We start from the raw sequence: 7,812 nt of genomic DNA, 5'->3' as shown, positions 1-7,812 counted from the left end.
GAAAGAGTATTTGCAGATATGAAAGAGAAACATGGTTTGCGTTGGACTACGTTAAGAGGTTTGAAAAAAGTCTCGATGCAGGCGATGTTAGTTTTTGCTGCCATGAATTTGAAAAAGCTAGCGAATTGGACGTGGAAGAGACGTCCGAATCGCTCTCAATTTTTTATTTCATCCAAGATTTTAAGCATTTTTGACAAAAATAACCTCATACTAGGTAATTTAGCATGAGGTTAGTCTTCAGTCTGAAACTTAGGCAATTTGCCTAAGTTTTAGGATTAAATAAAATCGTTCAAATTATAGAACATTATTTCAAATACTTAATATTTAATAGTAGCCGGCTACATTACTAAAAAGGATCATGCCCACTAAGACTATTATGAACACTGCAACAAAAACCACTAGAATTGTTAATAATAAGTTACCTAAAGCTCTCCATGTTGAAAAACCTTGTACTTCTCCTAAGACTTTTAAACTTATTACAAAAGTCCATATATATGCTGTTAATTCAATGATTCCAAAAATTACATAAAGTAAAGATAAAAATGTACTTGAACCGATTTTTAACATCTCGCTTGTATAGATATCTTTACCGAAAAAAATCAGTTTTAGAATAATTAATGCTGATCCTACGATGACAATAGGTACTGAACCCCAAGCATAGGCTGCTCTTAGTTCTCGATAATCAGCTTTACCACCTATCCATTTTCCTGTTAATTTATATATCCAGGTGAATAAATATAAAGTTATAATACCTACAATTGCACCTAAAACGATGCTTATCAATGATATGCTTAAAAGTGACAGATTATCGCCAATATTTTCTTCCTCAAAGCTACCAAAAATACTATAGATTCCGCTTAGTACAGCCAATATTAAGACATACTTTTTTGGATCAGTATCAACGATGTATCTGATAGTTTTTTTCGGTTTTGTCCATACCTCAAGTAAAAGTCTATATTGTGATGCAGAATTATTACTCGACTCCAAACTCATTTACCTCAACCTCCTTTTCACAAATCATTCTTTTTGCTAACCATTGTAACAATTTCACTTCAGATTACTTTTAAAAAGCTATCTTTCCCACCTCACTTTAGCAAAAGGTATTGAAAAAGTAAATTATACAGTGCTTAATAACTCTTTTGTTCTACAATAATCTTTAATTCCCTGCTAAAATAGGGATAATTTTCAAAATATTTTTTGATTAATAAAAGGCACTGCTAAACTAAACAGTGCCTACCATTTTAATAATCTAGATAATTTAATCCGACGTTTTTACGAGCTAGGTCTAAATAATACGAAGCATGCTCTCGGGCTTTCTTTGCTCCTTTTTGAAGGATTCGATGTACTTCACCTTTATCATTGAGGTAAAGTTCACGTTTTTTTCGATAAGGAGCGAAGTACTCCCAAATAACTCCAAATAATTCTTTCTTTACTTCACCATACTTTAATCCTGGGGTTAGAAAACGTTCCTTTAGTTCTTCTTTTTCTTTTTTATCAAGAAAAATTGAATATATTTCAAATAATGCATTATCTTCAATCGGTTTAGGTTCTTCGATTGGAGTTGCATCCGTTTTAATTGCCATTACTTTTTTCTTAAGAGTTTTCTCATCAGCAAAAATTTCAATAGTATTTCCATAGGATTTGGACATCTTTTGTCCGTCAACCCCAGGAATTAGTGCCACATCCTCTGCAATATCTGCTTCGGGTATGATAAATGTTTCTCCGTATACATTATTAAATCGCTCAGCAATATCCCTAGCTATTTCAAGGTGCTGTTTTTGGTCCTTTCCTACTGGAACCTTTTCGCCACCAAAAGCAAGGATATCCGCAGCCATCAATACTGGATAAGAGAATAATCCATGACTAGCAGAAATACCTTTAGCCATTTTATCCTTGTAAGAATGTGACCTTTCGAGTAATCCCATACCCGTAACATTAGATAATAACCAAGATAACTCCGTTACTTCTGGAACATCAGATTGAACCCAAAAAACTGCTTTTTCTGGATCTATTCCTAAAGCTAAAAAGTCACAAACTGCATTAAATGTATCTTCTCTTAACTTATCAGCATCAAAAACAGATGTTAACGCATGATAGTTGACAATAAATGCAAATAATTCGTTATTATTTTGATATTCGACCATCCTTTTCATCATACCAAAATAATTCCCCAAATGTAGCTTACCAGAAGGCTGGATACCTGATAGAACTCGCATTTAATTGATCACTCCCATTCTAATACTAGATATTTATTTATATAACATTTGATACAAAGATTGCAATATATCATATATCACGAGGTGGAAGTGGGCCATAATATTGATAATAGTCCACCTTAATATTACCATTATAAAGTTTTCTTTTTTTGGTAGCTTTTTTACCAAAGAACGTTTCAAATCCTTCATGTGACGTAAGAATGAAGTAAGACCATGTATCTAGTTTCATAAAAGTTTCGCCCATACTTTTATAAAGTTGTTCTACTTCCCTCTTATCACTTAATCTTTCGCCATACGGAGGGTTACTAACGATCACGCCATACTTTTTCTTACTACTGATTTCTGTTACAGGTAGCTGTTGAAAATGTATTTGTTCATCTACTCCTGCTTCATAAGCATTTCTTCTTGCTACTTTTAAGATTTTCTCATCAATATCTGTACCAATAATATTTAGTTTACGATCATATTGTGCCAAATCATGGGTTTCTGCTCTAGCCTCACGCCAATCCTTTCTTGGGATAACTGGCCAATTTTCAGAAGCAAATTCCCGATTCATACCCGGTGCAATATTTTGTCCAATTAACGCCGCTTCAATTGGTAATGTTCCTGAGCCACAAAAAGGATCAATAAGAGGACGATCGGGGTTCCATCGAGAAAGGATAACCATTGCTGCCGCCATTGTTTCCTTTAGTGGTGCTGCCCCAATCCAATCCCGGTAACCACGTTTATGTAATCCAGGTCCACTGGTATCAATCGTTAAAGTAGCAATATCTTTTAACAATGCAACTTCAATTTTATATAATGGACCAGTTTCTTCGAACCAACTCACCTTATATTTTTTCTTCATACTCTCTACAATCGCTTTTTTTACTATTGCTTGGCTATCAGAAACACTAAATAGTTTGGACTTTACAGACTTGCCCTCCACAGGAAAAGTTGCATTAACTGGAATCCAATCCGCCCAAGGTAAGGCTTTAGTCTTTTCAAACAACTCTTCGAATGAAGTAGCTTTAAATTCGCCAACCTTTAATCGTACTCGGTCTGCGGTACGTAACCACAGATTTGCTCTTGGAATTGCCGATATATCTGCATTAAATTCCACTTTACCATTATCTACTTTTAAATCTGTATATCCAAGTTTTCTTACTTCATCTGCTACAATCGCTTCTAGGCCAAATGTTGCAGTAGCAATTAATGTTACTTTTTGCATTAATAAAACTCCTAACTATCTAAAGTGAAGATTTTCGCGATTAACTCTATCATATTTTAACAAATGTTAACCTTAAATATCAAAGGAAAAACACGAGAAATTAGAATACAAGATAGTAATCATCATATTCTATTGAAAATTACAAAAAAAGCAAAGAAACAGGTTGACTTCTCGTCATGAATAAAGTATACTTATTTAGAATCAGTTAACTCAATAATATATTGGATTTAATAATTAGTCGTAACTTCAATGGAAGTGTAGCGATTTGTTATTTTCCTACTCTTTCAGCTGGATGTTACGGTTTTTTTGTATCTTTGATATATTATTTGGTTAATGGTTAAATATTAGGAACACATTGAAGTGTCAATTATTTAGGAGGCAATTAGAATGCAAGGTAAAGTAAAATGGTTTAATTCTGAAAAAGGTTTTGGATTTATTGAAGTTGAAGGTGGAAATGATGTATTCGTACATTTTTCAGCAATTCAAGGTAACGGCTTTAAAACTTTAGAAGAAGGTCAAGAAGTTAGCTTTGACATTGTTGAAGGTAATCGTGGACCTCAAGCTGCTAACGTAGTTAAGCTTTAATAAATAGATACGTAATTTTTCAAGTCTCTCTTTCAAGGGAGGCTTTTTTATTTTTCCTATATAGGTATAATTAATAAATATTTGTGCAATACTACTCAACTGAGAATACATTATAAAGGAGAATTTACTATGCCTCTAAATAACATTATGACAGAAAAATTTTTACGTTCTGCATACGGTGGAGAAAGTATGGCACATATGAGATATTTAATTTGGGGAGAAATTGCTGAAAAGGAGAATTTACCCAATATAGCTAGATTGTTTAGAGCTATAGCTTATGCGGAGTGGGCTCATGCAAACAATCAATTTAGAGAACTTAAAGACAAAAAAGGTAGCTTTTCGGTATCAGCAGGTGCGGTCTTTGTCGTTGGTAAAACTGTAGAAAACCTCCAAGGTGCAATTGATGGAGAACTGCATGAGGCACAACAATTATACCCAGTGTATTTACAAACAGCTCGCTTTCAAAATGAAAAAGGTGCCGAAAGAGCATTTCACTTTGCTCTAGAAGCTGAAAAAATTCATGCCAGATTATTCCAAGAAGCGAAAACAGCAGCAGAACAAGGTAAAGATATGGAATTAGGCACAGTATATGTATGTCCAATATGCGGGCACACACACGTAGGTACAATCCCAGGTAAATGCCCTGTATGTGGGGTTACAGAAGATAAATATAAAACCTTTCCAGCTTAAAAAAAAACGCCCCAAGGGCGTTTTTTTACTTCACTATATTTCCATCAGAAGGTAATTCCTGATATATCTTATCAATTATCCCCCCACCAAGACAAACTTCTCCGTCATAGAAAACAACGGCCTGTCCCGGAGTAACAGCCTTTTGAGGTTCATCAAAAATAACCTCACAAGTATTATTCTCTTTAAGAAAAACGGTAACTTTTTGGTCAGGTTGACGATAACGGAACTTTGCTGTACAAGTGAAAGGAGAATTCCTTTCCTTCTCGCTAATCCAATTTAAATCTGTGGCAACTAGACCTCTCGAAAATAGGCTTGGATGATTAGCTCCTTGAGCTACATATAAAATATTATTTTTAAGATCCTTCCTAGCAACAAACCAGGGCTCTCCTGTACCTTGACCACCAATCCCAATTCCTCGCCGTTGCCCCAGGGTATAATACATTAGACCTTGATGTGTTCCTAATACACGATTATCATCAAGTGATCTAATTTCACCCGGGATTGCTGGTAGATATTTACTTAAAAACTCTCTAAAGTTTCTTTCACCGATGAAACATATTCCCGTACTATCTTTCTTTTTCGCGGTAGCTAGCCCTGCTTTTTCAGCTATTTCTCTTATTTGCGGTTTAGTCAGATGACCGATTGGAAACATTGTTTTTGAAAGTTGATACTGGTTTAATGCATTTAGAAAATATGTTTGGTCTTTATTATTATCAATTCCCCGAAGAAGACGATATTCTCCATCAAGATAATCTACCCGTGCATAATGGCCCGTAGCAATGTAATCAGCATCTAATTCTAGTGCTTTTTCTAAAAAATCACCAAATTTTATCTCTCTATTACACATTACATCCGGATTAGGGGTACGTCCCTTCTTATATTCATCAAGGAAATAAGAAAAAACCTTCTCCATATATTCCTTTTCAAAATTTACAGTGTAAGCAGGTATTCCGATTTGGTCAGCCACCCTTCTCACATCTTCAAAGTCTTCTTCAGCAGTACAATATCCAAATTCTTCGGTGGTATCCCAGTTTTTCATGAAAATACCTATAACGTCATAGCCTTGTTCTTTTAACAGGAGCGCAGCAACAGACGAGTCAACGCCACCTGACATTCCTATTATTACACGTGTGTCTTCAGGTTTTTTTTTCATTGCTCTCCCAACCTCTTCTATGTCAAGTACTAAGATTATTTTTAGTCATTAAATAAAACTATATACTAAGCTGAGAATTACTTCAAGTCCTTTTCCTAATCTTCATTAACAAAAATACAAATCCACCTTTGAATAAAGACTATATTTTTACATCTGCGACTTTTGGGAGAGTAAATAAATTTTACATCTGTAATTTACTTATCATCAAAATCTATTTCTACTACTTGTTTATTATCTGAGCTTTTAGATCTAGTTAAATCCTTAATTAATTTATCAATGTCAATCCCTGAAACATTTTTTAACATTTCTGGAGTAGTTGCCATTAAGGATGTTACATAATTACTTACCCGTGCAGCTCCTTCTCCATTCCCAGTATCCACAACAGTTAATTTTTCAATGGATTTTAAAGGTTCCGCAATTTTCTCTGCTAATTCTGGTAACATTTTGACAATGATATCTAGTACTGCTGCTTCACCAAACTTCTCGAAGGCTTCAGCTAATTTTTGTTTAGCTTCGGCTTCAGCTAAACCTCTTAAGCGAATAACTTCGGCTTCAGCCGTACCTTTAGCCTTGGTAGCTTCTGCTAAGGCAAGACCATCTAATCGTTTTTGTTCAGCTTGTGCCTTTGCTTCAGCTTCAATTTTGTATTGCAATGCTTCTGCTTCGCGGAATCTTTTAGCTTTTTCAGCTTCAGCTGCTTGCTCAACAGCATAGCGATCAGCATCCGCCTTTTTCTTAACCTCAGCTTCATATTGTTTTTCACGACGAATAATTTCTTTTTCTTCTAATTCAATTTCTTTTTCTTTACGTACTAGTTCAACTTTCATCTGCTCTTCAACTACCATTTGTTTAGCACGAGCCTCTTGAATATTATAAGCCTGGTCTGCTTCTGCTTTTGCCATATCTTGTTCCTTTTTAAAATCAGCTACTTTTAAGTTTTTCTCTTTAGTAGCTTCAGCAATATTAGTGTCCCTAATCAACTCAGCCTTTTGTCCTTCTTCTTCAGCTTGAGCTTTTTGAATTCTTGCATCTCGTAAAGCTTTTGCTTCTGCAATTTCGGCGTCTCGTTTTACAGCTGCTATTCTTGGTTTCCCTAGAGCTTCTAAATAACCATGTTTATCACGTACATCTCGGATCGTAAAAGAAACGATTTGTAGCCCCATCTTTTTCAGATCTTTGGCAGCGACACCTTGAACCTCTTGAGCAAATTTGTCTCTATTTCGATAGATTTCTTCAACAGTCATTGAACCAAGTATGGATCTTAGATGTCCCTCTAATACTTCTTGAGCCTCTTCCTTTAGTGCTTCAATTGGTTTTCCCAAAAACTGCTCTGCCGCAGTTGCAACATCTTCGATAGAGCCACCAATTTTAATAATGGCAACACCATCAGCAGTAACCGGAACACCTTGTTCTGTATAAACCTCTGGTGTTGTAACTTCTAATTTATGCGACAACAATGACAGGAACTCAGCATGTTGAAAGATAGGAATAATAAATGCGCCTCCACCACGGACGATTTTTATTTTCTTTCCTGATTCATCCATAAGAACGTGCTTTCCGCCCAGAAAAGACCCAGTTACTATCATTGCTTCATCAGGGCTAACAGTCCTGTATCTAGCCCAAAATGCCAGCCCTAATAATACTATGACAGCAACTACGATAGCTGGAATAATAATGATTGAACTCATTAAAAATAAGCCTCCCTTATTATGAACTGACCCCTGTCAAGTAGACAGGAATAAAAAAGCACATTTATGCAGCCTGAGTCCTATATTCATAAGGACTCAGGTTATTTAATTTCTCTTGGAATCGGTGATGATTATAAAAACGTATGTACCTTTTAACGGCATTTTTTACTTCTTCAGTTGTGCGAAAAGAGTATAGATGAAAACACTCTGCCTTAAAGTGGCTGAAGAAATTCTCCATGCTGGCATTATCTAAACAATTTCCTTTTCTGG

The 7,812-nt window shown here is 35.2% G+C and carries 9 protein-coding genes; 3 read left to right on the top strand and 6 right to left on the bottom strand.

The window, feature by feature from the left end; genetic code table 11:
* A partial coding sequence (locus tag BHF71_RS12370; protein ID WP_084024083.1) for a transposase occupies positions 1-228 on the top strand: 228 nt, incomplete at its 5' end.
* Positions 229-324: 96 nt separating this feature from the next.
* Here BHF71_RS12370 and BHF71_RS08245 read toward each other — a convergent pair.
* The 3 genes from BHF71_RS08245 to BHF71_RS08235 all read right to left on the bottom strand — a co-directional run bounded on the left by BHF71_RS08245 (position 325) and on the right by BHF71_RS08235 (position 3,426).
* Positions 325-993 (bottom strand): Yip1 family protein, encoded by a 669-nt coding sequence (locus tag BHF71_RS08245; RefSeq protein WP_069657191.1) that lies wholly within the window; start codon positions 991-993, stop codon positions 325-327.
* Between the two features lie 248 nt (positions 994-1,241).
* Positions 1,242-2,216: a tryptophan--tRNA ligase gene (gene trpS, locus BHF71_RS08240; RefSeq protein WP_069657190.1), complete on the bottom strand. Its 975-nt coding sequence runs from the start codon at positions 2,214-2,216 to the stop codon at positions 1,242-1,244.
* Positions 2,217-2,286: 70 nt separating this feature from the next.
* The gene (locus BHF71_RS08235; RefSeq protein WP_069657189.1) at positions 2,287-3,426 is read right to left on the bottom strand and encodes a THUMP domain-containing class I SAM-dependent RNA methyltransferase; all 1,140 of its coding nucleotides are present in this window, start codon (positions 3,424-3,426) and stop codon (positions 2,287-2,289) included.
* Between the two features lie 387 nt (positions 3,427-3,813).
* Here BHF71_RS08235 and cspD point away from each other — a divergent pair, with 387 nt between their 5' ends.
* Both cspD and BHF71_RS08225 read left to right on the top strand, forming a co-directional pair.
* Complete coding sequence (gene cspD / locus BHF71_RS08230) at positions 3,814-4,011, top strand: cold-shock protein CspD (protein WP_069657188.1); 198 nt, start codon at positions 3,814-3,816, stop codon at positions 4,009-4,011.
* 129 nt (positions 4,012-4,140) lie between these two features.
* On the top strand, positions 4,141-4,701 hold the full coding sequence (locus BHF71_RS08225; RefSeq protein WP_069657187.1) for a rubrerythrin family protein: 561 nt from the start codon (positions 4,141-4,143) through the stop codon (positions 4,699-4,701).
* Positions 4,702-4,726: 25 nt separating this feature from the next.
* On the opposite strand, the gene mnmA is transcribed toward BHF71_RS08225, so the two are convergent.
* The 3 genes from mnmA to BHF71_RS08210 form a co-directional block, all read right to left on the bottom strand.
* Positions 4,727-5,854 (bottom strand): tRNA 2-thiouridine(34) synthase MnmA, encoded by a 1,128-nt coding sequence (gene mnmA / locus BHF71_RS08220; RefSeq protein WP_069657186.1) that lies wholly within the window; start codon positions 5,852-5,854, stop codon positions 4,727-4,729.
* A 194-nt stretch (positions 5,855-6,048) separates the two neighbouring features.
* Positions 6,049-7,542: a flotillin lipid rafts scaffold protein FloT gene (locus BHF71_RS08215; protein WP_069657185.1), complete on the bottom strand. Its 1,494-nt coding sequence runs from the start codon at positions 7,540-7,542 to the stop codon at positions 6,049-6,051.
* 64 nt (positions 7,543-7,606) lie between these two features.
* Positions 7,607-7,812 (bottom strand): IS3 family transposase (locus tag BHF71_RS08210; RefSeq protein ID WP_141705336.1); only part of this gene is annotated, 206 nt, incomplete at its 5' end.

Source organism: Vulcanibacillus modesticaldus (assembly GCF_001730235.1).
Lineage (GTDB): Bacteria > Bacillota > Bacilli > Tepidibacillales > Tepidibacillaceae > Vulcanibacillus > Vulcanibacillus modesticaldus.
The sequence above is the reverse complement of the archived record's forward strand: the minus strand, read 5'-3'. Positions and strand labels throughout refer to the sequence as shown.

Bases quoted from the DNA above. Each gene is read 5' to 3' on its own strand.
- BHF71_RS08245 (WP_069657191.1), bottom strand. From the start codon at position 993: ATGAGTTTGGAGTCGAGTAATAATTCTGCATCACAATATAGACTTTTA.
- BHF71_RS08225 (WP_069657187.1), top strand. From the start codon at position 4,141: ATGCCTCTAAATAACATTATGACAGAAAAATTTTTACGTTCTGCATAC.
- BHF71_RS08215 (WP_069657185.1), bottom strand. From the start codon at position 7,542: ATGAGTTCAATCATTATTATTCCAGCTATCGTAGTTGCTGTCATAGTA.
- BHF71_RS08235 (WP_069657189.1), bottom strand. From the start codon at position 3,426: ATGCAAAAAGTAACATTAATTGCTACTGCAACATTTGGCCTAGAAGCG.
- trpS (WP_069657190.1), bottom strand. From the start codon at position 2,216: ATGCGAGTTCTATCAGGTATCCAGCCTTCTGGTAAGCTACATTTGGGG.
- cspD (WP_069657188.1), top strand. From the start codon at position 3,814: ATGCAAGGTAAAGTAAAATGGTTTAATTCTGAAAAAGGTTTTGGATTT.
- mnmA (WP_069657186.1), bottom strand. From the start codon at position 5,854: ATGAAAAAAAAACCTGAAGACACACGTGTAATAATAGGAATGTCAGGT.